Annotated in this window: 30 protein-coding genes and 1 tRNA gene; 15 read left to right on the forward strand and 16 right to left on the reverse strand. The window is 39.9% G+C overall.

The features are described from left to right. Nucleotides 1–90: 90 nt before the first annotated feature. Nucleotides 91–288, forward strand: a complete 198-nt coding sequence (locus tag ACMFNG_RS08375) for a PCNA-inhibitor (RefSeq protein ID WP_011012286.1) — start codon at nucleotides 91–93, stop codon at nucleotides 286–288. A gap of 8 nt (nucleotides 289–296) precedes the next feature. Here ACMFNG_RS08375 and ACMFNG_RS08380 read toward each other — a convergent pair whose 3' ends face one another. From ACMFNG_RS08380 to cobB, 8 genes are read right to left on the reverse strand one after another with little or no spacing between them, the layout of a single operon-like run. Continuing rightward, entirely contained in the window at nucleotides 297–1,760 is a 1,464-nt protein-coding gene (locus ACMFNG_RS08380; protein ID WP_011012287.1) for a monovalent cation/H+ antiporter subunit D family protein, read from the reverse strand. Continuing rightward, the gene (locus tag ACMFNG_RS08385; RefSeq protein ID WP_014835341.1) at nucleotides 1,757–2,029 is read right to left on the reverse strand and encodes a cation:proton antiporter subunit C; all 273 of its coding nucleotides are present in this window, start codon (nucleotides 2,027–2,029) and stop codon (nucleotides 1,757–1,759) included. Before ACMFNG_RS08385 ends, ACMFNG_RS08380 begins: the two co-directional genes overlap by 4 nt. Nucleotides 2,030–2,031: 2 nt before the next feature. Continuing rightward, the gene (locus tag ACMFNG_RS08390) at nucleotides 2,032–2,415 is read right to left on the reverse strand and encodes a Na(+)/H(+) antiporter subunit B (protein ID WP_014835342.1); all 384 of its coding nucleotides are present in this window, start codon (nucleotides 2,413–2,415) and stop codon (nucleotides 2,032–2,034) included. Next, nucleotides 2,415–2,882, reverse strand: coding sequence for a hydrogenase subunit MbhD domain-containing protein (locus ACMFNG_RS08395; RefSeq protein ID WP_011012290.1), 468 nt, complete (start codon nucleotides 2,880–2,882; stop codon nucleotides 2,415–2,417). The genes ACMFNG_RS08390 and ACMFNG_RS08395 overlap by 1 nt, the downstream gene beginning before the upstream one ends. After that, nucleotides 2,863–3,177 (reverse strand): monovalent cation/H(+) antiporter subunit G, encoded by a 315-nt coding sequence (gene mnhG / locus ACMFNG_RS08400; RefSeq protein WP_011012291.1) that lies wholly within the window; start codon nucleotides 3,175–3,177, stop codon nucleotides 2,863–2,865. The genes ACMFNG_RS08395 and mnhG overlap by 20 nt, the downstream gene beginning before the upstream one ends. Beyond that, a complete protein-coding gene (locus ACMFNG_RS08405) occupies nucleotides 3,174–3,443 on the reverse strand; it encodes a monovalent cation/H+ antiporter complex subunit F (protein WP_011012292.1) in 270 nt (89 codons plus the stop codon). The genes mnhG and ACMFNG_RS08405 overlap by 4 nt, the downstream gene beginning before the upstream one ends. After that, nucleotides 3,419–4,024 carry a monovalent cation/H+ antiporter subunit E gene (locus tag ACMFNG_RS08410; protein WP_011012293.1) on the reverse strand — a complete coding sequence of 202 codons (606 nt, stop codon included), beginning with the start codon at nucleotides 4,022–4,024 and terminating at the stop codon, nucleotides 3,419–3,421. The genes ACMFNG_RS08405 and ACMFNG_RS08410 overlap by 25 nt, the downstream gene beginning before the upstream one ends. Further along, on the reverse strand, nucleotides 4,021–4,773 hold the full coding sequence (gene cobB / locus ACMFNG_RS08415; RefSeq protein ID WP_011012294.1) for an NAD-dependent protein deacetylase: 753 nt from the start codon (nucleotides 4,771–4,773) through the stop codon (nucleotides 4,021–4,023). The genes ACMFNG_RS08410 and cobB overlap by 4 nt, the downstream gene beginning before the upstream one ends. 75 nt (nucleotides 4,774–4,848) lie before the next feature. Between cobB and ACMFNG_RS08420 the strand changes: the two genes are divergently transcribed. Beyond that, the gene (locus ACMFNG_RS08420; protein ID WP_430515136.1) at nucleotides 4,849–5,376 is read left to right on the forward strand and encodes a hypothetical protein; all 528 of its coding nucleotides are present in this window, start codon (nucleotides 4,849–4,851) and stop codon (nucleotides 5,374–5,376) included. A 1-nt stretch (nucleotide 5,377) separates the two neighbouring features. Here ACMFNG_RS08420 and rbcL read toward each other — a convergent pair whose 3' ends face one another. After that, nucleotides 5,378–6,640, reverse strand: a complete 1,263-nt coding sequence (gene rbcL, locus ACMFNG_RS08425) for a type III ribulose-bisphosphate carboxylase (protein WP_011012296.1) — start codon at nucleotides 6,638–6,640, stop codon at nucleotides 5,378–5,380. 103 nt (nucleotides 6,641–6,743) lie between these two features. On the opposite strand from rbcL, the gene ACMFNG_RS08430 reads away from it, so the two are divergent. Continuing rightward, nucleotides 6,744–7,910: a magnesium transporter gene (locus tag ACMFNG_RS08430; RefSeq protein ID WP_011012297.1), complete on the forward strand. Its 1,167-nt coding sequence runs from the start codon at nucleotides 6,744–6,746 to the stop codon at nucleotides 7,908–7,910. Here ACMFNG_RS08430 and ACMFNG_RS08435 read toward each other — a convergent pair. Genes ACMFNG_RS08435 through ACMFNG_RS08450 form a run of 4 tightly spaced genes read right to left on the reverse strand, consistent with a single transcriptional unit; the run spans nucleotide 7,903 to nucleotide 11,150 of the window. Beyond that, nucleotides 7,903–8,727: a radical SAM protein gene (locus tag ACMFNG_RS08435; RefSeq protein ID WP_011012298.1), complete on the reverse strand. Its 825-nt coding sequence runs from the start codon at nucleotides 8,725–8,727 to the stop codon at nucleotides 7,903–7,905. The two genes, ACMFNG_RS08430 and ACMFNG_RS08435, sit on opposite strands and share 8 nt — an antisense overlap. Continuing rightward, complete coding sequence (gene mfnA / locus ACMFNG_RS08440) at nucleotides 8,724–9,872, reverse strand: tyrosine decarboxylase MfnA (RefSeq protein WP_014835343.1); 1,149 nt, start codon at nucleotides 9,870–9,872, stop codon at nucleotides 8,724–8,726. Before mfnA ends, ACMFNG_RS08435 begins: the two co-directional genes overlap by 4 nt. Continuing rightward, complete coding sequence (locus ACMFNG_RS08445; protein ID WP_011012300.1) at nucleotides 9,872–10,480, reverse strand: diacylglycerol/polyprenol kinase family protein; 609 nt, start codon at nucleotides 10,478–10,480, stop codon at nucleotides 9,872–9,874. Before ACMFNG_RS08445 ends, mfnA begins: the two co-directional genes overlap by 1 nt. After that, entirely contained in the window at nucleotides 10,464–11,150 is a 687-nt protein-coding gene (locus ACMFNG_RS08450; RefSeq protein ID WP_288072477.1) for an HAD family hydrolase, read from the reverse strand. Before ACMFNG_RS08450 ends, ACMFNG_RS08445 begins: the two co-directional genes overlap by 17 nt. 53 nt (nucleotides 11,151–11,203) lie before the next feature. Here ACMFNG_RS08450 and ACMFNG_RS08455 point away from each other — a divergent pair, with 53 nt between their 5' ends. The 7 genes from ACMFNG_RS08455 to ACMFNG_RS08485 are packed head-to-tail and all read left to right on the forward strand — an operon-like array spanning nucleotide 11,204 to nucleotide 19,931. Next, on the forward strand, nucleotides 11,204–11,455 hold the full coding sequence (locus ACMFNG_RS08455) for a TIGR00304 family membrane protein (RefSeq protein WP_014835345.1): 252 nt from the start codon (nucleotides 11,204–11,206) through the stop codon (nucleotides 11,453–11,455). Nucleotide 11,456: 1 nt separating this feature from the next. Further along, complete coding sequence (locus ACMFNG_RS08460; RefSeq protein WP_011012304.1) at nucleotides 11,457–12,638, forward strand: cation:proton antiporter; 1,182 nt, start codon at nucleotides 11,457–11,459, stop codon at nucleotides 12,636–12,638. 20 nt (nucleotides 12,639–12,658) lie between these two features. Further along, entirely contained in the window at nucleotides 12,659–14,314 is a 1,656-nt protein-coding gene (herA, locus tag ACMFNG_RS08465; RefSeq protein ID WP_011012305.1) for a DNA double-strand break repair helicase HerA, read from the forward strand. Between the two features lie 15 nt (nucleotides 14,315–14,329). After that, the gene (gene mre11 / locus ACMFNG_RS08470) at nucleotides 14,330–15,616 is read left to right on the forward strand and encodes a DNA double-strand break repair protein Mre11 (protein ID WP_011012306.1); all 1,287 of its coding nucleotides are present in this window, start codon (nucleotides 14,330–14,332) and stop codon (nucleotides 15,614–15,616) included. Continuing rightward, on the forward strand, nucleotides 15,613–18,261 hold the full coding sequence (gene rad50, locus ACMFNG_RS08475) for a DNA double-strand break repair ATPase Rad50 (RefSeq protein ID WP_011012307.1): 2,649 nt from the start codon (nucleotides 15,613–15,615) through the stop codon (nucleotides 18,259–18,261). Before mre11 ends, rad50 begins: the two co-directional genes overlap by 4 nt. Next, on the forward strand, nucleotides 18,258–19,613 hold the full coding sequence (gene nurA / locus ACMFNG_RS08480) for a DNA double-strand break repair nuclease NurA (protein WP_014835346.1): 1,356 nt from the start codon (nucleotides 18,258–18,260) through the stop codon (nucleotides 19,611–19,613). The genes rad50 and nurA overlap by 4 nt, the downstream gene beginning before the upstream one ends. A gap of 18 nt (nucleotides 19,614–19,631) precedes the next feature. Then, nucleotides 19,632–19,931 carry a DUF2103 domain-containing protein gene (locus ACMFNG_RS08485; protein ID WP_011012309.1) on the forward strand — a complete coding sequence of 100 codons (300 nt, stop codon included), beginning with the start codon at nucleotides 19,632–19,634 and terminating at the stop codon, nucleotides 19,929–19,931. 24 nt (nucleotides 19,932–19,955) lie between these two features. Here the strand turns inward: ACMFNG_RS08485 and ACMFNG_RS08490 are convergent, their stop codons facing one another. Together ACMFNG_RS08490 and ACMFNG_RS08495 are read right to left on the reverse strand one after the other, a co-directional pair. Further along, the gene (locus ACMFNG_RS08490; protein ID WP_011012310.1) at nucleotides 19,956–20,225 is read right to left on the reverse strand and encodes a hypothetical protein; all 270 of its coding nucleotides are present in this window, start codon (nucleotides 20,223–20,225) and stop codon (nucleotides 19,956–19,958) included. Further along, complete coding sequence (locus tag ACMFNG_RS08495; protein WP_430515137.1) at nucleotides 20,219–20,755, reverse strand: nucleotidyltransferase; 537 nt, start codon at nucleotides 20,753–20,755, stop codon at nucleotides 20,219–20,221. Before ACMFNG_RS08495 ends, ACMFNG_RS08490 begins: the two co-directional genes overlap by 7 nt. A gap of 348 nt (nucleotides 20,756–21,103) precedes the next feature. Between ACMFNG_RS08495 and ACMFNG_RS08500 the strand changes: the two genes are divergently transcribed. Beyond that, nucleotides 21,104–21,181 (forward strand) — tRNA-Gly (locus tag ACMFNG_RS08500). A gap of 21 nt (nucleotides 21,182–21,202) precedes the next feature. Next, nucleotides 21,203–22,438, forward strand: coding sequence for a 23S rRNA (uracil(1939)-C(5))-methyltransferase RlmD (gene rlmD / locus ACMFNG_RS08505; RefSeq protein ID WP_011012312.1), 1,236 nt, complete (start codon nucleotides 21,203–21,205; stop codon nucleotides 22,436–22,438). Here the strand turns inward: rlmD and ACMFNG_RS08510 are convergent. Beyond that, a complete protein-coding gene (locus ACMFNG_RS08510) occupies nucleotides 22,421–22,813 on the reverse strand; it encodes a PaaI family thioesterase (RefSeq protein ID WP_011012313.1) in 393 nt (130 codons plus the stop codon). The two genes, rlmD and ACMFNG_RS08510, sit on opposite strands and share 18 nt — an antisense overlap. A 53-nt stretch (nucleotides 22,814–22,866) precedes the next feature. Between ACMFNG_RS08510 and ACMFNG_RS08515 the strand changes: the two genes are divergently transcribed. From ACMFNG_RS08515 to ACMFNG_RS08525, 3 genes are read left to right on the forward strand one after another with little or no spacing between them, the layout of a single operon-like run. Next, nucleotides 22,867–23,280: a UPF0175 family protein gene (locus ACMFNG_RS08515; RefSeq protein ID WP_011012314.1), complete on the forward strand. Its 414-nt coding sequence runs from the start codon at nucleotides 22,867–22,869 to the stop codon at nucleotides 23,278–23,280. Beyond that, the gene (locus tag ACMFNG_RS08520) at nucleotides 23,277–23,912 is read left to right on the forward strand and encodes a class I SAM-dependent methyltransferase (protein ID WP_223208970.1); all 636 of its coding nucleotides are present in this window, start codon (nucleotides 23,277–23,279) and stop codon (nucleotides 23,910–23,912) included. The genes ACMFNG_RS08515 and ACMFNG_RS08520 overlap by 4 nt, the downstream gene beginning before the upstream one ends. Then, entirely contained in the window at nucleotides 23,913–24,206 is a 294-nt protein-coding gene (locus ACMFNG_RS08525) for a DUF3216 domain-containing protein (RefSeq protein ID WP_011012316.1), read from the forward strand. It abuts the gene before it with no gap. The last annotated feature ends 21 nt before the right edge of the window (nucleotides 24,207–24,227 follow it).

The following is a 24,227-nucleotide window of genomic DNA, read 5'->3' on the forward strand; positions in this document are numbered from 1 at the left end:
AGCTTTGCTACAATTTGTATCTTATGGAACAAATGTGTGTAACGTCCGAAGGCCAATAATCTTATTAATCGAGCAAAGGAACTCTTAACTATGAACAGGAAGCTTGATGAATTTCTTGGTTCTAATGATCCACCGGCAACCAAGGAGGAAAATCAAAAGGTAAAAAAGAAGCAGAGGTTGAGAGCAACTAATTTAGACGAGTTTTTGCCTGAAGATCACATAAACTTCTTTAAGAACCTTAGAATAGGTTCAAAAAAGATAGCTAGGAAGAAGATTGAAGAGCTTTAATTATTTAATTATGTAATTATTGAAAAAAGTGAAATTAGCAGAACCAAGAGAGCGACCCCATAGTTAGGCTCAACTCTAATTATATAATCTCTTTTCGGAACGTAATCTTTTGCCAGCAGGAATAAAACAAATCCAAGGGGAATCAAAACATCTTTATATGAGGGAGTCCCATTCCACATGATTCCCATGCCTAGGGCGATTAAACTCAAGACAAGGGAAGGAATGACTCTCTTTACTGAAGGTTTGTGCCCATAGCCTTTCCACAGATAATAGTTGAGCTTTGCGAATGAAAATGCGGTTCCCAGGGAGACTCCGTAGATAAGTGCCTCTTCTTTGGTAGCTTTAGAAAGGATTTCCTTTGCAACACCTCCCACCGTAATGCCAAATCCAGCTATCGACAAGCTAAGTATTGCTACTGTGATTAAAAGAATGTAGCAGTTTCTACAACCCAAATAATTTAGCTCTTTTCTCTTTCTCGCATCAACTAGGGCTCCAATCGAGAGAAAGAGGCCAGATTTAAAGATTGCGTGAGCGAAAGAGTAAATTGCCGCTGCATAGGGATTATTATAGGAAATGGCCAAAAGAACATAGCCCATTTGACTAACGGTATGATAGGCGAGAACTCTCTTTGCGTTCACTTGCACCATCGCTAAAACTACACCAAAAATCATTGACATCATAGCTAACGGTCTCAGAAAGCTCAGATCAGCAAGATAGGAGAGAAGAACAAGCCCGTATACTGGGGCTTTAACTGCAATTCCAGAGAGAATTGCACTTAAGTATGTGTCGGCCTTCGAGTGGGCATCAGGCAGCCAAATGTGCAGGGGAAATATCCCACTCTTCAATGAAAGGGCGAGAGAAGCAATCAGAACTGCAATCCTGGGAACTTCTCTCCCCTGAGCCAGCTTAACATTTAGAGTACCGGTGGAAAAGTAAATCATGCCTAGCGAGAGAACTAGGAGATAGGAGGCAGTCATAGAAAGGAGGAGATAGTTGTAGGCGGCCTTATAGCTACCTTTCTCCTTTGAGGAGGCTATTAGTGCAAAAGATGAAATTGCCGAGAGTTCCATAAACACGTAGAAGTTGAAGAGGTCCTTCGATATGAAAGCCCCTATTAATCCAGAATGCATTAAAAGGAGAAGGGAAAGCTTTCTCCATTCAGTCGCATAGGTTACAACATAGAGGGAGCTCATGGAAAATACGGTCAGCTCTGCAATTAAGAAGAGGAAGGTTATCGAGTCTAGATCGACTTCAATCCCTAAAAGTCTAGAATAACCTCCAACAACTCCCCCCTGGGAAAAGGGTAATAGTATTACAGGGAGAAAGACTCCAAGTAAGTAGAGGACTTTTACCTCAAGGGTTAGGGGGAGTTTGAACCTTGCCCTTATACTTCCCTCTATCTTAAGGCTCCCAAATAGATAAATTAATAGTGAGAATATGGCTGGAAGAAGTGCGAGTATTGAGGCGTTCATTCCTTCCTCCCCCCCATTACAAGGGCCAAAGCAAGACCTGTCACGGCTACATCAACGACTATTGTTGTCAACATTAAAACTGTTGGAAGGGGATCAACTGGATTCGAAAACCCCTTAAGCGGGGGAGCAGTTCCCAAATGGGAGCCCTTGTTTACGAAGAATACCACAACTCCTAGAGCCAATATGTTGAGGGAGAGAAGTTGCTTGAGTTTCCCCTTATTCACTATTATTCCAAAGAGGCCTATGATTATAAGCAACACATAGATCATTTTCAATCCCTCTCTAGGACTGATATCAAAGCATAAAACATGAGCGTAAATGCAGCTCCAACTTTTAGGCCTATGAAAACGTTGGCTGGAACAACATAAACTTCCGATGGTCTTAGGAATAGGAGAACCGTTAGAAAGAAAATTGTAATTGTCGCTAATCCTCCAACACTCTCTAATGAGCTGGCCACTCTTTTTCTGAAATACTTTCTCACTGATTTATATCCGTGAGATGTTATCAAGAGGATTAGTGCTACCGCAAGAATTACACCTGCCTGAAATCCACCTCCTGGGGATTGAGTTGTGTAAATCATCAAATAAGCTGCATACGTTGTAAGGAAAGGAGCAACCAATTTCGTGGTTGTTCTTGCCACAATACTCATCTTCATCACTTTACCCTCCTAACCACTATGCTAAATCCCACTGCTGCAGAAAACAGGATTAGTGCCTCACCAACGCTGTCGTAAAATCTCCATCCAGCTAAAATCTCAGTAACTAAGTTTCCAAGATTCCAGACACTTAGATATGCTTCGTACGTTAGGGAATTTGGAGTTATCCTAGTCTTCAGTAAGAGTAGTAGAAGTGGAATAACAGCAATTCCAGGTTTTAAATCTATCTTTATCTCTTCTCTGGTCTCTTCATGGGCAAATATAAATAGTCCTATAACGAGAGCTCCTACCACTATTAGGGAGAGGGCCACGTCTGGAGCTCGAAAAGTCATTGCTAGGAGGGCAAGCAATAGGCTAGCCAGAGAATAGGATATCAATGAAGCTAGGAACTTCTTGTGAAGCACGGTTATAAGGGCCAACGTAACAGCAATTATTCCGGTTATGATTTCAAGGATTGTCCCATCCATACATATCCACCTTCACCTGGGGCTTTATTCCCATCTTATATGCTCCCCTCGCAATTGCATGGCTTACCATAGGATTTATCATTGCTATTAGGAATAATAGGAGGAACATCTTAGCTTTAATAAACAGAGAGGCATCAGTGAGGAATACTAGCCCAAGTATTATTCCAATCATTCCTCCAGTGTCACATTTTGTAGCTGCATGAAGCCTTGTATATAAGTCGGGAAATCTAACCAGACCAAGAGCCCCAAAGACCATTATAGAGTACCCAAAGACCAGAAATAGTAGATAAATCACTTCCTCCCCCTCCTCTCCATATACTTGGCAATTATAAGCCCACCAACTGAATTGACCATGAGAAGGACTATGGCAATATCTAGGAGGTACCACTCCCTCCATAAAACGGAAAGTATAGCTATAGCTCCAACTATCTTCGTTGTTATTGTGTTCAGACCAACTACCCTGTCAGCTAAGCTTGGGCCGAAGATTACCCTATAGGATGCTATTATTGCCGTTGCCAGAAGTATCCAAATACCCGCTACCAAAACATCTTCTTTAACCATTTTTCGATATCCCCCTTAATTACTTCTCCCGCCTTTTCAGGGTTGAGAGTTTCTGCATCTATCCAATGAACGTAGAGGTAAGTACCATCTAGCCTCCTCACGACGTCGAGGGTTAAAGTCCCAGGGGTGAGAGTTATTGAGTTTGCCAGTAGAGTAATTCCAGTGTTGGAGTGAAGGTCGCTCTTAATCTTCACTATTGCCGGATTTATGTCCATGAATATTACATGCCTTGCAACTTTTATATTACTCTCAAGTAGCCTAAAGGCCATGATAATTAAATACTGTGGAAGGTATATCAGGAGAAAGTAGAGAATTTTCCAGACCAAATGCTTGGAATGCCTTATGTCCTCTGTGAGAAGATCCCTCATGTAGTAGGCTATAATCCCAGTAGTTGCAATGCCTAGAGATAGCCCTCTAATGGTCAAATCGCCAGTTATAATTACCCAAAATCCCAGAAGTATCGCCCAAGTAAGCAAGAATCTCTCCCAGGGGGGAAGTTTTTTGCTCTCATAAATTTCATAGAGATACCTTTCCTTTACCTTCTCAACTCGATGTTTTAAATAGAGGGGCATTCTGCTCATTTAGAAATCCTCCTGATCTCCTCAACCAACTTTGGCAAAACTTCTCCAGCTTTGCCCCTAAGGAAGAAGTCCGCTATCGGAGTGATTGCAGAGGGTTCAATGTTTATCTCAACGACAATACCCCCGCTCTCCTTAACTATATATGGTATGTATGCGGCAGGGTATACGACGCCACTAGTTCCTACAACGAGAACAACATCAGCTTTTTTAGCTAGTGAAAACGCTGTTGTTAGCTCTTTTTCGGGCAAAGCCTCGCCAAACCAAACTACATCGGGCCTTAGAAGAGAGCCACACTTGGGACACCTAGGTAGTTCTTGGGAAAGTAGCCACCCAATTCTGTCACTTTCCTTCAAGTATTCTCTATATGAGCAACTCGTGCATTTAACTCGAAATATATTTCCGTGCAACTCTATAACATTCTTGCTCCCTGCTTCCCTGTGAAGATCATCAACGTTTTGGGTAATCACGGCCTTTATTATTCCCATCTTCTCCAGCTCTGCCAAAGCTATGTGAGCAGGATTTGGCTTCGCTTCCAAAATCTTCTTGATTCTCCACTTGTAGAACTCCCATACAAGCTTTGGATCTCTCTTAAAAGCTTCAGGAGTAGCTAGCTCCTCAGCCCTATACTTTCTCCATAGTCCATCTTTTCCCCTAAAAGTGGGGATACCACTCTCAGCACTAATGCCCGCTCCAGTAAATGCTATTGCCATAGAAGATTTTGCTAAGATTTTGCTCACTTCACCTAGCATCAGAGAATTAGTAGAAGGATACCTTAAAATTTCTTTTGGGCTAATATTTTTATATTCACCCTTTAATGATAGAACATGCAACATGTAATTGCCTTGCACCAAGTTTACGGTGAGCTCATATTTAGAGGGTTGAAATGGCATGAAATCAGACGTAGTAGGGTTTTTGAGGAAGGAGATATTGTTTTTCTTTACATAGCAAGAGGAGATCTCTATACGCTAAAGAAAACGCTTAGAAAACTGGGATTAACTGAAGAACAGACAATAACAAAGAGAGGGACAATAGCTGGAGGATTTGAAGTGGGAGAAGTCATTAAAGCAGACTTTGAAACTCTGTGGGAGTTAACCAAAGACACAAGCGGACTAACTTTTGTTCATGGCGAACATGAGGGAAAAAGGTGGCTTAAGAACTATGTAAACGAGTATGGTTATGCATTCATAATTGAGAAACCATTCCTTTTCAAAGAGCCTGTCACAAAAGAAGAATTGAAAGAAAAGTATGGAATACACGTGGAGGGAATTATTCATCTCTCACTCCGCACTCGGCGCCCCTGGGTCAAAGCCCTCCTTGAAGATTTAATGACGAGAGAGTTTGAATACATCTAGCTCATTTAGGCTTTAGGTAGCCCCACTTGTCTAATGCCTTTTTCAGCTCTGGACTCGACTTTGCCTTCTCCTCTAAATCAACCCCTTCTAAAGCCGCATCTATTGCATCTCTCAAGGCTTTAGCTCCAGCCCTGGGCCCATCTGGGTGCCCCATAACTCCTCCACCCGCTTGAATAACGAGATCTTTCCCGAAGAGACGTATAAGCTCTGGCATCAATCCAGGGTGAAGTCCCCCACTTGCTACTGGGAAAACTTCTCTTATGTGCTCCCATTTACTAAGTAGGAAGTCGTTTATCCTTTTAACCTCCTCATAATCACCTGCCATCTTTCCAACTGCAGTCCCCGTGTGAATTTGATCAACGCCAATCATTCTGGCAAGCTTGGCTATTGCATACATCGTTATCCCGTGCTTGGGATTTCTAGTGAACGCGGCATGCATGGCTCTGTGGGCATGTATAGCCAATCCAAGATCCTCAGTTACCTCTCTCATGTACTGGAGTGCGCTCCATCCAGTGACTATTATGTCTATCATAACGTACTGCCCTCCCTCATTCGCCACTAGTTCGGCTCTTTTCTCCATAACATCAACGGATCCAGTAATGTTGATTAGGTACTCTTTTCTTTCCTCAGTTTCAGCCTCCACGATATCCCTAATCCTATATAATTTTTTCACTCTCTCTTCAAATCTGTTGAATGGAAAGCTAGTGAAGTTTTCATCGTCTTTTAACAGATCGATCCCTCCACTCCAGAGTTCATATGCTATCTCCGCGTATTCATCAACACTCCATCCCATCTTAGGCTTCGGAACGGTAGCAGTCAAAGGTCTCTCTTTAACCCCCATGAATTCTCTAATTCCCTTTACACCATACTGTGGCCCTTTGAAATGTCTCAGATACTCATAAGGGGGATGGAAGTCCAGAAGCCTCAAATTCTTTAACGCTTTCATTCCGAAGATGTTCCCAGCTATCGCACTCAAAAGTTGAACTATGCTTCCTTCTTCGAAAAGCGTTAATGGGTATGCAATCTTAGCAATATATCCCTCCCCACTTTTTTCTAGATAAAATACCTTAGCCATACTCCTCTTAGCCATTTCGGGCATTTTCCAGAGAGTTGTCCACGTTCCTATAGAGCTTTCACTAGCTATCCTTCCGGCTGCTTCTTCTGGAGAAACCCCGTTTGGTTCAAAGTAATACTCCACAATTAACTCATCTCTACCTGGAGTGTAGTCCAAGTCAACGAAGTCTAAATACCACTCAACCTTCATAAAAAACACCAATACATACTCTGTTTTTGTTCCTCATAACGTTTATCTTTACGTTTATCTTTATAAAGTAAGCAAGACTAACCTTCAAAGAGTGGGGAATGTTATGGTCAGCAAGAGGTATATTCAAATAGTGAAAACGGCTGTCCTTACATCATTTCCTGCGTTAGTTGCATGTGTATTTCTCGATTTCTTTGCTGGAACATTCCTAGGAAAATTTTTTACTCTTATAAGAGAGAATTACCCCATAATACTTGTTATACTCCCAGGTCTAATGGGTCTTAGGGGAAACATATTTGGATCTTTGGCATCAAGATTTTCTACAATGCTTTACTTAGGTGAAATGAAGCCTTCTTTAAGAGACAAAATGGTTACAAAAAATATCTTCATGAGCATAGTACTTTCTTTGCTTCCAGTATTGTTTCTTTGGCTAGTGGGATCTTTGAAAATTAGAGATGTCGATATTGCAATTGCAGTTCTCTTGATTATATTAACTTCTACAATTTATACAAGTTTATTCCTGGGGTATTCCACTGCCTTTGTATCAATACTACCCTTTAAGAAAGGGATTGATCCCGACGCAATTGCTGCTCCCGTAATAACTTCGCTGGCAGACTTAGTTACTGTTCCCCTTTTAGTCGGGTTTATACTTCTTTTCTCAGACCACAAAACGTTTCTAGCGATAACAGCATTGGCACTGCTCGTATTCTTCTTTCTCTGGAGGTACTCAAAGTTCGGAAAAGAAGACATAGTAACTTTCAAGGAGATAACAAGTGTAATAATGTTTCTAGCCATGATATCTAGCATAACTGGTTCTATCTTGGAGAGCTACAGCGAGCTCCTAGAGAGAGTGATAATTTTCAGTATTATGTACCCAGCAATCCTAGATACAACTGGAAATCTTGGGTCCATAATCGGAGCAAAAACTTCAACAAAAATTCATCTTGGAGAAATTGAGAAAACACTAAACAAGGATATTGCATTTGAGATAGGAGTTTACACTATCCTCGCTTACCCACTTGCCTTGTTGAGTAATGGAATAGCTGTCCTAGTTGGAAGATTTTTGCTCAACAAGACAATGGGGATAATTCCAGAATTTGTACTTCTGTATCCAATCCTGGCACACTTGGTTATGTGGTTTGCATACTTCATTGCAATATTCGCAGAAAAAATGAGACTTGACCCTGACAACGTTACCGTTCCCACAATAACAACTCTAGCAGATGTGTTTTCGACGCTCTTCGTTGTTTTCATAATAAAGCTGATCATATGACGCAACACTCAAAGTGAATTTCCACTTTCCTAAACTGCTTGGCCCATTCAATGACTTTCCTGGGAGGATTAGTTATTCTGTCCACACCTATTAAGATTGCTCTTTTGTCAAACTCTTCTCTCCACCTACCAAATGGCCTCATGCACCCAATGCTTAACTCTCCCTTGAATTCTTCTCGCGCATATCTAACAACGTTTAATGCTTCCTCCATGGAAACTTTTACATTCTCCATTTCTGTCCCAGGTGTTGGAATTAAGATGTTTAATACTAGGACATCTATGGGATACTCGGAGAGAAGATCTATAGCTTCGTACTCCCAGTGAATTCTTCCAAAATCAAGGCCAATCGTTATGTGAGGGGCAACCTTGATTCTCTCTTTAGTTAAGATATCAAGAATTTTGAGATAGTCATTTACGGTCTTATCTATCTTGTAAACCCTTTTTATTACTTCATTGTCTCCAACAAAGTCTAAGGAGACAACATCAATATACTTCAACCACTCTAAATCATCCTCGTCGATAAACCCCACGTGTGCATTAATTTTTAATCTTGTTTTTTCCTTGATTTCTCTTATTTCATCTTTAAACTTATCAAGGGGGACCTTTAGTCTACTATCCATCCCACCACTCAATAAGCATCCAACATAGCCTTCTTTTTCCATCTCAACGCATTTATCCACGAGATTCAGCCTTGTTATCTTCTTCATTCCCTCAAGGTAATGTCTTCCGCAGTGAGCACAGTTCAAGGCACAGTAATTTCCAGTGACTGAAATCGATGGGAATTTTATTCCTGGGATATAGACTTTTAGTGTTTTCATATAACCTCCCTCAAGTCTTTCAAGAATTCCCTAATCATGGCCTCCGTCACATGAGGCATGAAAACTATTCTTATATACCCCCTATGGGCACTAATTCCCCATCCCCTTGATTTTAATTCCCTTTCAACTCTCCTTAGGTTCTTGGTCTTAAAGGAGACTATGTTTAGCATGGGCTCTCTCACCAGCCAAGCTCCTGGAGTTTTCTTTATCTCCTCAGCAAACCACCTAGAAAGCTTCATGGCCCTATCTACAATCTCCATGTACCCTTCAAATCCTAAATGCTTAATTAGAGCCCATACAGCCAACACACTAGCTCCTGGTCTAGTTCCCGTTATTGTCGCCTGCCATATCTTCCCTCCAGCTAAATATGGAGCTAAAACGCTTATTGCCCTTAGATATTTTTTATGTCTAAAAACTATTCCCCCTGCCGGAATTGGGGCCATTCCCATCTTGTGGGGATCTATTGTTATACTTTGAACTCCTTTAAGCTTGAAGTCAAAGTCTGGTAAGTCATATCCGAGTTCTTTAGCAAATGGTATTACAAATCCTCCAAATGCTGCGTCAACGTGAAGAGGGATTCCATAGTCCCTAGCTAGATCACTCAAAGCTGGAATATCGTCAACGACACCAAGCCCTGTAGTTCCGGCTATTCCAACTATGCCAATGGTATTCTCACTTATCTTTGCCTCAACATCTTTTACATCCACAGTATAGTCTGGATTTAAGTCAGCCCAAATCAACTTAACTCCCAACATTTCTCCAGCCTTTATGAAGGAGAAGTGTGCACTCTTAGGCAAAATTAACTCTGGATTTTCAACATCTGCCAGATTTCTAAACGCTCTGACAGCCAAGATATTTGCCTCAGTCCCACCTGAGACAATATGTCCATATCCTCTCTCTAAATGTAAGAGATCTGAAAGCATTTCTATTACTTCTTCTTCTATTTTCTTTGTCCCTGGGTGAAGCCCAGGATCGCCCAAATTTCTATCCATGTACATACAGAACACTTCTTTGGCCAACTCGTGCGGGAGAGTGCACATGGAACCTAGGATCTTGCCAGATGAAAATGATAAGTCTTTGGAAGTGTATTTTTCTAATTCTCTCATAACTTCCTCTTGTGGGATACCTTTTCTTGGGAACTTCACTATCTCACCCCCAGGAGATATAGGGTTATTGCTATTATAAGCTGAGAGGAAAAATTGTCATCAGGAGGAACTTCATAGAATTCTGCTAACGTTCCAACAAATGCTCCGATTATGGCTATTTTAAATCCTACCAGGGGGAAAAGAATTAGTAAACCTACAATGAAGTGGGAAAGACTTCCTTCTATGCTCTTTCCGTTTTTAAACCTATGATTTCCAAAAGATTTTCCAACAATAGCTGCTACAGCATCACCTAAAGTTGCCACAGCTATACTTCCTATTGCAACCTCCCTCGGAAATAAAAGGACTATAATAAGGGACGCCGCAGCAAAATATATGTGAGCCCCAATACCTCTTTTTTCGTGTTCTCTTGCGATACTTTCTATTTCCTTTTCTATTTTGTTCGCAATTTCTTCAGGGATGCCGAGTTTTTTCTTTATTCTTTCTCTAAGCTCTTCAACAGTCCTAAATGGTTCTAGGATCAGAAAAACTGTCAATGCCAAGGAAACAAATAGAACCGTTACCTCTTTTCCAAACAATAAATAGACAGCTGGAACAGTGAGCCCAGTCATGTGAAGAGCTTTTCTTTTAATTTCAATTTTTAATGTCACGTTCTATCACCTCTAAGGCCTCATATAGGTTATTCACAACATAATCTGCATACTTTGCCCTCCTTCCTTTAAAGTAGCCCCTCTTTACAAGAATCGTAGTTGCGTGAATAGCCTTCCCTCCCTTCATGTCTGTATCATCCCTATCCCCTATCACATACACCTTCTTCTCCCTAGGGAACTTTTTTCTCGCTAAATGGAAGTTATAGGGTTCAAACTTGGAGTGACCTGTATCTCCACTCACTATAATCGCATCAAAGTAATCTTTAATTCCAAGAACCTCAAGCTTTCTTCTCTGCCAAGAGGATGAAGAATCAGTTACTAAAACAATTTTAGCTCCCATTTCTCTTACTTTTTCCAAAAATGGAATTACATCAGGATAAAGCCTCAAATTAGCAAAAAACGTCCTATCAAAGAGGTTTGCTATCTCTTGCACCTCTTCATTCTCCAAATTTTTGTAGATTTTGTTTATTATCCTATCCAGAATTTCTTCAAATCCCAGGATATGAAGCTCTCTTATCTCCTCAAGTTCCCTATATCTTTTAGTCAGAATATAGGCAAACATTCTAAACTTCCTTAACCTTAATAGCGTTGGGATTAACCTAATGGCTGCAATTCTTATTGCCTCCCAAGTGTTGCAGAGAGTATCATCTAAATCGAGGATTATTAGCATCAAACAAAAGGAGGGGATAAAGTATTTTAAACCCTCTGTTCTTACCCTCAAACATGAGAGGTGAGCTTCTAATAATATCTGGCATAGTTCTCATCTTGGTTGGGTTTATGCTTGTATTTTTGGGTAGCCTTCTCTCGGCCTTTTCTGGTGAAGGAGAGACTGATGTAGAAGCTGGGGGAGTTATAATGATTGGTCCAATTCCGATAGCGTTTGGAACCAAGAGAGGAGTTACCATAGCCATGATACTAGCTTTAGTTTTGATGATATCGTGGATAATACTTGCCCTACTCCAAAGGAGGATGTGAAATGAACTATATCCTACATCTTTCAATTTTGTTAGTCGTTGCCAAGTTACTTGAGTGGTTATTTGAGAAGAAGGACATTCATCCAATAATTGCCCACATATTAACCGGCATAATCCTGGGACCATTTCTCCTGGGGATAATTTATCCAAATGAAGAGCTAAAGGTTCTAAGTGAGTTCGGACTAATTATGATGATGCTATACATGGGATTAACCAGCAACTTTTCCGCAATAGCTCAAAATAAAGTAAAGGCAATTGTTGTTGCTTCTTTAGGTGTGGCATTCTCTTTCATCTTAGGATTCACGACAGTATATCTATTTGGGAAAGGAATTTCAGCTGCTCTTTTCGTTGGTATAACATTAGGAAATACAGCAATAGAAGTTACAAGTGGGGTTATAATGAAGGAGAGAATCAAGAGAGAAATTTCTTCGGTTTTAATGGGAGCGGCTTTTGCTGACGATATTATTGCTGTCTATCTTATAGGAATACTAACAGGTATGATCAAAGGACAGACCTCCTTACTTTCCCTGGCTATCCTCACGATAAAGATAGTAGCATTTATTCTTAGTGTACTGATATTTTCTGAATTTGTCTTCAAAAAATCTAGCCTCATTTATAATTTAGTGATAAAAGATCTGAATGTATTCTTTACGTTTACAATAATCTTAACATTCTCTCTCGCTGTAATTGCGGAAGGAATAGGGCTTAATAGGATAATTGGAGCATATTTAGCGGGTTTAACAATAAGCAGGCTGAGAGAAAGAAAAGATCCATTAATTATTAGCAGAATAAAGCTGAATGAGTTGATAAATGAGTTGCAAGTTGTACTTACAGAATTCTTCATTCCATTGTTTTTTATATATGTAGGATTAATGTTTGACCCAGACACTTCAGAGATAAATCTTCTGCTAATTGCTTTGCTTTATGCTTCGGCAATTCTTGGAAAGCTTATAGGCTGTGGCCTTGGAGTTAAAGTGTTCAAAGGATCATGGAAAGATGCAGTCATTGTAGGTATAGGAATGGGAGGGAGGGGCAGTCTCGACTTGGCACTATTGAAGTTTGGACTTGAGAGTGGAATGATTGGGGAGGATTTATTTGCAACAACAGTCATAGTTTCCATGTTAACTGCACTATCCACTCCAATATTCTTTAGGAAGACCGTAAAAAAATTAAGCGAAGAATGATATAATTACCGGGGATAAGTATGGAGGAATTCGTTGGAATTGTAAGGGGGGAAGCGAGCTTCACAAGTTATGAGTTTTCAATAAATCCCTCCGCAAACGTTTCATTTGGAGAGTTTGTAGTCACTAAAAATAGAGATGGTGATCTAGTTCTAGGTACCGTAAGGCATGTAAAAAATGTTAACTGGTTATTGTCATCTGTAAAAAGCAATTTTAACTCTCTTGCATTAGATATAGAGGAATATGGAGAAAGTTTAGGAGAGAACGAAGAGGTTGTAGCAACTGTTAGAATTTTAGGAAAGATCGAGGGAAATGAGCTTGTTCCAAATAGAGTTCCAATAAGAAATGGGGAATACGTCTATAAGGCTTCAGATGATCTCCTTCAAATGATTTACGGGAATGATGGAATAGAGATTGGAACTTTACTCTTAAGGCCGAATGTTAGAATAAAACTTGATGTTAACGAACTCGTTTCCAGACATTTTGCAGTTTTAGCTGTTACAGGTGCTGGAAAGAGCAATGCAGTTGCCGTCATTATAAAGGGAATAGTGGAGGATGTCGGAGGGACTGTTGTAGTTTTAGACCCTCATGGGGACTATGTGAACCTAAGACTTCCCGAGACAGGAATAGATTTGGTAAATATCATTGATGGAAAGATTAGAATTGAGGATCTAGATCCAGAAGAGCTTGCAGATTTAATTGGAATCTCTTCCTCAGCCCAAATTCAAAGACACTTCTTGTCTTTGGCTTGGGAAACTGTTAAACATAAAAATCAAAGCCTCGGAGGGGAGTCACTTCTTGAGGCCCTCTTGGACTTATTAAACGAATGGATAAGCAGGAAAACGATAAAGTATTGGAGTGAAAAAGAAGGAAGAATGAAAAGTGAAGACTTAAAGAGCGAAAGAATTGAAACTATTAGAGGGATAATATTTAGGATTAGAAGGTTTCTAAGAAATTATGGAAACATCGTGACCAGTGAAAATCTTGTCGCAGCAATAAAACCTGGAATGGTCAATGTTATTGATTTGAGTCCCCTTGATGAAAACCAGATGAAGGTTGTTGTCGGAAAGTTCCTTGAAGCAGTCTTTGAGAAGAGAGTTGAATATGAAATGGCCAGAAAAAGGTTTGAAAAAGAAACAAGTAAGAAAAAAAGAGATGAGTACGAAGAAATCATGACAGAAATAGAAAGCAAGTATCCTGCTTTAGCTTATCCAATTCTTGTAATAGTTGAAGAAGCCCACATCTTTGCTCCCCAAGGAGAGGAAAACGATGCGATGAGGATTATGGGAAGGATTGCAAGAGAAGGAAGAAAGTTTGGCGTGGGTTTAGGTGTAGTTTCCCAGAGGCCAAGTAAGCTTAATGAGGACATACTAAGTCAGATGAACACAAAGATAATCCTTAGAATAGTCAATCCCAGGGATCAAGATTACGTTCTCAAGGCTAGTGAGCAACTAAGCAAAGATCTAATGGATGATATAGCAGGTTTAGGGAAGGGCGAGGCCGTTATTGTGGGACAAGCCATTAAGCTACCAGCACTTGTTAGGATTTATAACTTCAAAGAGTTAAGAGGAAAAGCTGGAACAGGTCAATATGGAGGAGAAGATATAGGGATCCTTGATAGATGGAATAAGATGAAGAGAAATATGGTGAATTCGCTAGACATTGATATTGACTTTTGAGATGAGGTGAAAAACGTGGGAATTAAGTTTGCTCACTTAGCCGATATTCATCTTGGCTACGAACAGTTTCACAAGCCTCAGAGAGAAGAAGAATTTGCAGAAGCCTTCAAAAATGCTCTAGAGATAGCAGTACAGGAAAATGTAGACTTTATTCTAATAGCAGGAGATCTGTTTCATTCAAGCAGGCCATCTCCTGGAACATTAAAGAAGGCAATAGCATTACTTCAAATACCAAAAGAACACTCGATTCCAGTCTTCGCTATAGAAGGGAATCATGACAGAACACAGAGAGGCCCTTCAGTGTTAAATTTACTCGAGGATTTTGGATTAGTTTATGTAATAGGAATGAGAAAAGAAAAAGTTGAGAATGAATACTTAACGAGTGAAAGACTAGGAAACGGGGAATATTTAGTTAAGGGGGTTTACAAAGACCTTGAAATTCATGGGATGAAATACATGAGTTCTGCTTGGTTTGAAGCAAATAAAGAGATTCTTAAGAGATTATTTAGGCCTACAGACAATGCAATTCTAATGCTTCATCAGGGAGTTCGTGAAGTAAGCGAAGCTAGAGGAGAAGACTACTTCGAAATAGGACTGGGAGATTTACCTGAGGGATATCTCTACTACGCCTTAGGCCATATTCACAAAAGATACGAGACAAGTTATTCCGGCTCTCCCGTAGTATACCCGGGTTCACTAGAGAGGTGGGACTTTGGAGACTATGAAGTTAGATACGAATGGGACGGAATAAAGTTTAAGGAGAGATACGGAGTCAACAAGGGCTTCTATATAGTGGAGGATTTTAAGCCGAGATTCGTTGAAATAAAGGTTAGACCTTTTATTGATGTAAAAATAAAGGGTAGCGAAGAGGAAATAAGAAAGGCCATAAAGAGATTGATTCCCTTAATTCCCAAGAACGCTTATGTAAGGCTAAACATCGGTTGGAGAAAGCCTTTTGACCTTACCGAAATAAAAGAGTTGCTAAATGTCGAATACCTAAAGATAGACACATGGAGAATAAAAGAAAGAACAGACGAAGAAAGTGGAAAAATAGGATTGCCATCTGATTTCTTTACTGAATTCGAGCTGAAAATAATAGACATCCTTGGAGAAAAAGATTTTGATGACTTCGATTACATAATAAAGCTCATAACAGAAGGGAAAGTGGAAGAAGAAGGCCCATTAGAAGAGGCTGTTAAAAAAGTAAGTGAGGAGAAAGGAAAGACTGTGAGACAAAAAATTGAGAGTATTCCAAAGAAAAAGAGGGGAACGCTTGATAGCTGGCTTGGTGGTGCGAGATGAAGTTGGAGAGAGTGACTGTGAAAAACTTTAGGTCTCATAGCGATACTGTTGTAGAATTTAAGGAGGGCATTAACTTAATAATTGGTCAAAATGGATCCGGAAAGAGTTCCCTTCTAGATGCAATCCTTGTCGGCCTTTACTGGCCTCTGAGAATTAAAGATATCAAAAAAGACGAGTTCACAAAGGTTGGAGCAAGGGACACATACATTGACTTAATTTTTGAGAAAGATGGTACTAAATACAGGATAACCCGAAGATTTTTGAAAGGTTACTCCTCAGGAGAAATTCATGCTATGAAAAGGCTTGTAGGAAATGAATGGAAGCATGTAACGGAGCCAAGCTCAAAGGCCATATCCGCTTTTATGGAAAAACTTATCCCGTACAACATATTCCTGAATGCCATCTACATCAGGCAGGGACAAATTGATGCCATACTTGAGAGCGATGAGGCTAGAGAGAAGGTTGTCAGAGAAGTTTTAAATCTAGACAAGTTTGAGACTGCATACAAGAAGCTTTCCGAACTAAAGAAAACTATCAACAATAGAATAAAGGAGTACAGAGATATCCTTGCAAGGACAGAAAACATAGAGGAGCTGATAAAAGAAAATGAACAAGAGCTTATTCAAGTTCTCCAAGAGATATCAAAGATAGAGGAAGTGCTTCCCAGTAAAAGGTCAAAGGTTGATATGCTTAGGAAAGAAGTCCTAAGACTTGAGGAAACAAAGGTGGAGATAGAAAACAGTGAGCGTTTGCTAGAAAAAAGAAGAGGAGATAAGAGAACTCTTGAAGAGAGAATAAAAAACACTGAGGAATACTTAGAGAAGTTAAAAGAAAAAGAAAAGGAGCTTGAAGAGCAAGTTAAAGAAATCACCAGCATAAAGAAAGATGTTGATGCATATCTGGCCCTAAAAGAGTTCAAAAATGAGTACCTGGATAAAAAATATAAGATAGAAAAAGAGCTGACTAGAGTAGAAGAGCTAATTAATGAGATTCAGAAGAGAATCGAGGAACTCAATGAGAAGGAATCAGAAAAGGAGAAGCTCGAAAACGAGAAAAAAGAAATACTAAACAAGCTAGCTATTCTCGAAAAAGATCACCAATTGTATGAAGAGATAAAAGCAAAGAAAGAAAATTTAAGGCAATTAAAAGAAAAGCTTGGAGACAAGTCTCCTGAAGACATTAAGAAATTACTAGAGGAACTAGAGACTAAGAAAACAACAATAGAAGAGGAGAGAAATGAAATAACCCAGAGGATTGGAGAACTTAAAAACAAAATAGGGGATCTAAAAACGGCAATAGAAGAGCTCAAAAAAGCTAAAGGAAAGTGTCCAGTATGTGGAAGAGAGTTAACGGATGAGCATAGAGAAGAGCTACTATCTAAATATCACCTCGATCTTAACAATAGCAAAAATACTTTAGCCAAACTAATCGATAGAAAAAGCGAGCTCGAAAGAGAACTTCGAAGAATAGATATGGAAATAAAGCGATTAACGCCTCTTCTAACAGTAGCTGAACAAATACGATCTATTGAAGAAGAATTGAATGTAGTGAACCTCGAGAAAATAGAGAAAAATGCCACGGAGTATGAAAAGCTTTTAGAAGAGTTGCGCACCCTAGAGGGTAGAATTAGGGGCCTTGCAGAAGACCTGAAAAAGCTAGCTCCCCTAGAGAAGAAGCTGGCCGCTCTTATCCATAAAAAGCAAGAACTAGAAAAAGAATTGAAAGAGCTTAACACTAAGCTAGAGTCTTTTGGATTCAAATCAGTTGAAGATCTTGACTCTAAACTAAGAGAATTAGAGGAGATCTACAAAAGGTATCTTACCCTGTTAAATTCAAAGAAAGAACTCGAAATAACCCAAAGGGAAATCGCCAAAGCTAAGGAAACTTTGGAGATGAGCTTCGAAGAACTTGCTGAAGTAGAGGCGGACATTGAAAGGATAGAAAAGAAACTTAGCCAGCTAAAACAGAAATACAACGAAGAGGAATACAAGAAGAAGAGAGAAGAAAAGGAGGAACTAGAAAAAGAGCTGGCTAGACTTGAAGCTCAAAAGAAAGAGTTAGAAAAGAGGAGAGACACAATAAAATCTACGCTGGAAAAGCTAAAAGCTGAAAAAGAAAACAGAGAAAGAGTAAAGAAAGAAATTAAAGACCTAGAAAAAGCTAAAGATTTCACAGAAGAGTTGATTGAGAAAGTTAAGAAGTACAAGGCCTTGGCAAGGGAGGCCGCTCTCAGCAAGATTGGAGAACTTGCCAGTGAAATATTCGCAGAATTTACTGAGGGTAAGTATTCGGAAGTTGTAGTGAGGGCCGAAGAGAATAAGGTAAGGTTATTTGTTGTGTGGGAAGGAAAAGAAAGGCCACTAACGTTTCTCAGCGGAGGGGAAAGGATAGCCCTTGGATTGGCATTTAGGTTGGCAATGTCCCTATACCTAGCGGGAGAGATAAGCCTCCTGATTTTAGATGAGCCAACGCCTTATTTAGATGAGGAGAGAAGAAGAAAGCTCATCACGATCATGGAGAGGTACTTAAAGAAGATTCCACAAGTAATCCTCGTCTCTCACGATGAAGAACTCAAGGATGCCGCAGATCACGTGATTAGGATAAGCCTTGAAAATGGATCCTCCAAGGTGGAGGTGGTCTCTTGAGGCTTCTCTCCAAACAGAGCATAGAGAGAATAACAAAAATTCTCCTCGATGAGCTCGAGAACGTTAGGGAGAATGAGCAAATTAGGAACATAATTAACTCCTGGAAACCTCTTCCCTCCCCAGAAAAATCTTCCATCTATGCAGTGGATGGAAGTAGGAGCGTCTCAAGGTTAAGTGGAACTGTAATTTATTTTCTTTCAGCTTTGGCAGTTGGAAGCGGAAAGCAGTTAAGACTAAGCTATGCAAATGCCATAAAGTACAACTATGGAACTTCAGATCAGATAGTGAGAATGCAGATGGAAACACTAGAAAACATGCTTGGATATTTAGCTTACAGAAAGCTCGAAGGAGAAAAAAGGGCAATCCTTATGGATGGAACTTTAACTGGTTCCTTGGTTCGTCCTCCCGTATATCCAGAAGACATTAGAAGTCTAAACGTGATGAGGGCGCTGATTGGAGAAAGTGACTTTGAAAATCTCCTAAACGAATTCTTAGAAAAATTAAGAGACCACTATAGAAAAGTTGAAGAACATCTAGAGAAAAACGGTAATTATGACAGCCCAATATTAACGGACAACGTCGTTGAAAAGCTTAGGAAGAAATACATAGACACAAAGGTTATCGCCTATGGTAGTGGTAAGGTAAAAGTAAAGATTCCCAGGAAAGCTTTGGGGTACTCTCCAAGAGTTATTCCAATTGAGGTCCTTGAAAGCTCAAGGGGGAAGTCTGTGGATGAGTTACTCCAAGAACTTGATGAGGAAAAAGTTGAGCTATACTTAGGCAAAGATGACATTTATGATGCCCTTCACATGACCCTCTCATATATTGAGTACCTATACTCAATTGATAAACTCCTAGAGGTCAAAAATTTGGCATACATAGCTAAGAGCTTTTACACAAAAACCCTTGCAAGAACCCTGGGAGTAGAGATTGTAGACACTGCCCTTCTAGATGCAGTTATAAGAACTCTCATTGGCCATGAAAAGGAGGGATATTTGGAGATTGAGCACGCAGTTGTTCCTCCAAAGTGGAGTTTCCCCGACTTCTTGCTTTCAAAGTTTAGAAACATAGAAAAGTTAATTGACAAGGGTATTCACTTAGCTTATGTAAGATTCGAGCAGGGTGACGTAATTTACATGCTCCAATCAACAACAAACATTGAGAAAATCCTCCCATTGATCCTCCATCATAAGGCTGGAGGTTACTTAAGGCCTCTCCAGCTCGCTCACCATGGAGTAAAAATCTCTTATAAAGAGGCTAGACACACCCTAGAGGCCTTGATAAATGCACTAAGAAATAGGGATCCAGCACTTAAGATTTTCGTTAAGTACGGAAGATCCCCTCTAGAATAGCTGTTGGAGAGGATGTAAATGCCTAAATACTTCAAAAAAGGAGTAAAAAGAGAGCACCATTTTCTCAAAGGGTTAGAGAGACCTCTCGAAGAAATAGCAAGTATCCCAGGGGTTAAAAAGGTTATTCCCGGAAGAATTTACGCCAGCGACTCTCGAGGCTTCGAAATTAAGGTTACAAGAGAAACTAAGGCTGGATTAAAGCTCATAGCTAAAAGCGACGGCTCTGTGCAGGAGATTTTTCTGGTAGTCGATAGAGCTGACAGAGAAAGAGTCTGGAAAGAAATAGAGAAGTTAGCTATGGAATGGGAAAAGCGTTAAAACATCCTTTAATTATTTTTGATTTTACTCCTCAAATTCGAGAACGAGCCAATGCCTTCCGATCAGGAGTGAAGCCTTGTTTTTTCCGTAAACAATTCTTTTAACATATGGCTTTAGTTCTTCCACGATTCTTTTATTCTTTCCTACAAACGTCACCTTTAGAGGGAGTTCACGGATCATGAGAGCGTTGCCCTTTAAGATGTAGTATTCTCTCCAAGGTCCAACGAGGCGAAAGTTGTGCTTTGAGAGTATTTTTAGAACTTCTAAGGGGAAAATGTCAGTGAGCTTTAGCATTTTTTCACCCCTATTCTCTTAGCGATTTTATTAAACTCCTTTTCAAGATTTGCCTCCTTAATCCTCTTACAAAGATAGTCAAAGTCAATTTTGCCTGCCAACTTGAAAACTTCCTTAATATCGGAGTAGTCTTTTCTCTCAAGGGACATAAGTTTTGTCACTATTAAGTCTTCAAGAGATGGGAGGTAAAGATTTTCAGCAATTTTAGTGGCTCTACTTTCAAATTCCTTGTCGAGCAAGAGCATTGGAGTATTTATGTCAATTTCAATTCCACTTTTAGTTTTTACAAGAAGCCCCCAAGAGCGCCACTGAACTGTGAAACCTCTCTTTCTTAGTTCATTTGTGAGATTTTCTCTAAGGATACTTAAGTTTTCGATCGTTATCATGAGGTCAATGTCCTTCGTAGTCCTCGCGATGGCTCCATGCATGAGAAGAGCTCTTGCCCCGATGAGGTATGCCTTGGCATTCATTGACCTAAGCACGTTGAGAACTTCTTTGAGCTCCTCTGGAATTTCCATTAGATTCACCATTTTCATTTTGTGGCTTTGGTATATAACGGTTAAGGACATCGAGGAGAGTGGGGAGTAGTATAGTCTTACAAGGAAAGTTAGCCATGACCTCTGGAGAATGTTGAAATTCTGAAAGATCGACAAGGGATTAGTTTTCTTATATGACGCTCGTAACTTTAGTCTTCATTTAGCAACATGAGCGTTTAACAATCGAGTATTGAAGACTTTCCTATCTCCTATTTTCCATGTATATAAAGCTGCTAAGAGAATGTTGTAACTCTGTTTTTAAGCAACCTCCGAAAAGAAAGGGCTTAATCGGAGGGTAAAGCTTTTAAAGTCCACTCTCTTTTTATAACTACGGATTTAAGTGCGGTGGTAGTCTAGCCTGGTCTAGGACGCCGGCCTCCCAAGCCGGCGACCCGGGTTCAAATCCCGGCCACCGCACCAACATTTTTCTACGTGATGACCATGAGAGGGATAATAAAAAGACTCAATGATGACGGTTTTGGCATTCTTTATAACAAAATCTTAGTACCCTTTTCAGCCCCAGGAGACGAGGTTGAGGTTCTAAAGACAGAGAAACAAAAAAGAGCAAAAATAGCAACTGAGTGGAGGTTACTTCGTTCTTCTCCCATAAGGGTGGGAGCAAGATGCAAGGTTTTCGGAAAATGTGGAGGGTGCATTCTTCAACATATTAATTACAACTCCCAACTAGAGTTTAAAAAAGAAAAGCTAAGAAAAATCCTGGGAAGAGAGGTTGAGATAATCCCTTCTCCTCGGATATTTGGTCATAGGAACAGGATAGATCTTGCAGTTACAGTTAATGCAATAGGATTTAGAGAAAAAGGAAAGTGGTGGAGTGTTGTAGATGTTGAAGAATGCCCCGTTTTTGGGAAAACTTCAAAAAAGGCAATAGAAAGACTCAGGGAATACATAGAAGAGGAAAAAGTTTCAACATGGAAAATTAGGGAAGATTCTGGGTTCCTAAGGTACATGGTTCTCAGAGAAGGTAAATTCACAGGAGAGATTATGGTGAACTTTGTTACAAAAGAGGGAGAACTACCAGATCCTACAAGTTATTTTGACTTTGCTGATTCAATTTATTGGAGCATTAATAGGAGCAAGAGTGATGTCTCCTACGGCGACATCGAGAAGTATTGGGGAAAGGAATTTATAATGGAGGAATTAGACGGCGTAAAGTACCTAATACACCCAAACTCCTTTTTCCAAACGAATAGCTATCAGGCAGTTAACCTAGTTAAAACAGTTGAGAAATTCGTGGAAGGTGAAAAAGTTGTTGATATGTATTCAGGAGTTGGAACTTTTGGAGTTTACCTTGCTAAAAAAGGAATGAAAGTTGTTGGATTTGATTCCAACGCTTTTGCAATTGAAATGGCAAACAAAAATGCTGAAATAAACAACGTTGAGGCCGAGTTCTTTGTTGCAAGTGATAGAGAGGTAGACATCAAGGGCTTTGATACTGTGATAGTAGATCCTCCCAGGGCAGGGTTGCATCCAAAGCTCGTGAAGAGACTGAATGACCATGGCCCCGAAACTATCGTTTACGTTTCATGCAATCCAAAGACGTTTAAGGTAAATATTGAACAATTAAATAATTACATAATTGAAGAATTAATTGCACTTGACATGTTCCCCCACACTCCCCACATAGAATTGGTAGGAAAGCTAAGGAGACTTGTCTAGGACGTGCTTGTCTAGAACATAGCAGTAAAACTTTCCTTCTAGTACAACTTCTTCTCCTCTGTAAACTTTCACATCAACTATCTTCTTTCTCCCTTGATCCTCCACCACCTGAGCTTTTGCTAAAAGCACGTCTCCAACTTTCACCGGCTTTGTAAAGCGTACCTCTGCCTTTCCAAGAACTACAGTAGGCTCATTTACAGCAAGCATTGCGGCGTAATCAGCTAAACCAAATGTAAAGCCCCCGTGAACTAGCCCCTTCTCATCAACCTTCATCTCGTCAATGGTTTTCAGTTCCACTTCAGCATACCCCTCTCTTATTACCCTGGGTTTTCCTACAAGTCTCTCAGATGTCAGATTGTGCGTTTTCTGCTCCATACCACCACCGAAAAGAATAAGGTTTTTGAAATTTAAAAGCTAAGGGAGGAGTGATGAAAGACTATAGGCCACTCCTCCAAGCAATAAAAGTTAAGGGAGATAATGTTTTTTCAAGTAAGAGTGAGTTAGTTGGTATTCTAGCCTTTAATTTGGGAATATTAACAGTTGGTGAGGCAAAAGAACTCATAGAGGAGGCCATAAAGGAGGGAATCATTGAGGAAACTCCCGAAGGTCTCATAGTTCATGAGGATGCCATAACTGAAAAGGAAAGCAAAAGGGATATATTCGGGGAAATGGTGGAGTACTTAGCGAGAGAACTTGAGCTTAGCGAGATAGAAGTTCTTGAAGAGATAGAAAAAATGAAAGAGAGGTACGGAAATTTGGATAAAAAAATTCTTGCTTACTTATTCGGACTATCAAAAGGAGTTAACATGGAGAAATTCAAAGAATACTTGGAGGATGAATGATGCCCAAAATAGAACCTTTTGAAAAGTACACTGAGAGATACGAGGAGTGGTTTGAAAGAAATAAATTTGCATACCTCAGTGAGCTTAATGCCCTGAAATCTCTTCTTCCTACCAGAGAATGTGTTGAAGTGGGAATAGGTAGTGGAAGGTTTGCGGCTCCCCTGGGAATTAAGATGGGGGTAGAACCTTCTAAAAAGATGGCTGAAATAGCTAGGAAAAGAGGGATAAGGGTTATAGAAGGTGTCGCAGAAAATCTTCCCTTTGAAGACAACTCGTTAGATTGTATCCTTATGGTGACAACAATATGCTTTGTGGACGATCCAGAGAAAGCTATAAAAGAAGCGTACAGAGTCCTCAAACCGGGAGGTTACATAGTAATTGGCTTTGTGGATAAGGAGAGTTTAATAGGAAGGGAGTATGAAAAGAGAAAGGACAAAAGTGTTTTCTACAGAGACGCAAGATTTTTCTCTGCAAGGGAAATTATGGAACTTTTAGAACGCAATGGATTCAAAATTGATGGAGTTGTCCAAACTTTGTTCAAAAAATTAGATGAGATTCGCGATGTTGAACCAGTAGAAGAAGGGTATGGAAGGGGAAGCTTCGTCGTTATAAGAGCCAAGAAGGTGGTTTAGATGGATCTAGTTGAAAAAGTAAAGGAGCTTTGCTTAGAATTGGAAGAAGAAAACTTAGCAAAAGCAATTGAGAGATTCATAACTCTAACCCATGGAATCGAAAAGACAAGAGGGGAAGCATTTGCAAAAGCTAGCATTTATGGGTTTCTAGAAGGAATCCTCACAACACTCAAAATGAAGTACTCAAATGAGAAAATTGAAACTCTTCTAAATGAAGTTAAAACTGCAAGAGAAGAGACAGAAGCTCTTTTAAGAAAGCCAAGGCCCCCGCTCTTAGTTGACAATGATTTATAAACCAAAAATATAAAGATGTAA

The sequence above is a fragment of the Pyrococcus woesei genome (assembly GCF_050496105.1).
In the GTDB taxonomy this organism is placed as follows: Archaea; Methanobacteriota_B; Thermococci; order Thermococcales; family Thermococcaceae; genus Pyrococcus; species Pyrococcus furiosus.